Below are 769 nucleotides of genomic sequence, written 5' to 3' on the forward strand. Positions count from 1 at the left end.
ATGATCCTGCTAAAATGGTTCCCGCTTTAGCAACACATTGGGATGTTTCAGGTGATGATCACAGTACGGTGATTACTTTTCATTTACGTGATGGTTTGAAGTTTAATGATGGCAGATCAGCCAATGCCAATGATCTTGTTTGGGGTATGAAGCGGATTGTCAAATTGAAGATGGGTAATGCGGCAATTTTTAATGAATATGGAATTACAGAGCAAAATGTTGATGATGCTTTGCAAGCTCCCGATGAGAAAACGGTTGTGATGAAATTTGATAAACCTTATCCAGCAGAGCTCATTCTTAATAATATTGTTGCGAGTCGTGCAACAGCTTTGCTTGATCGTAAGACGATTATGAAACACGAAAAAGATGGCGATTTTGGAAATCAGTATTTGAAAAGTCATGCTGCTTGTGTTGGTCCTTATCAGTTAAAAAGTTGGCGCCCTGGAGAAGCTCTTTTGTTGCGTGCAAGCTCTCACTATTGGGGACAAGCGCCTAAACTGAAGCAGATTTTAATTCGCCATGTTGCAGAGCCCGGAACACAACGTTTGTTGTTGCAAAAACATGATATTGATGTTGCTCGTAATTTGACACCTGAAGATCTTGCAGATCTGCAAAAAACAACAGATGTTAAAGTTGAAAGAGTGTTAGTGCCAACTATGATGTACTGGGGATTCAATACGACGAATCCTATTTTTGCTAAGGAAAAAGTGCGTTTGGCGATGCGTTATCTCATAGATTATGAAGGTCTTGGCAAGAAGCTTCTCAAAGG

General features: G+C 40.1%; 1 protein-coding gene. It reads left to right on the plus strand.

Annotation, left to right across the window (positions count from 1 at the left end; translation table 11 throughout):
- A partial coding sequence (locus ACFINE_RS09865) for an ABC transporter substrate-binding protein (RefSeq protein WP_375621905.1) occupies window positions 1-769 on the plus strand: 769 nt, incomplete at both ends.

Source organism: Bartonella sp. AA97HXZ (assembly GCF_042196985.1).
In the GTDB taxonomy this organism is placed as follows: Bacteria; Pseudomonadota; Alphaproteobacteria; order Rhizobiales; family Rhizobiaceae; genus Bartonella.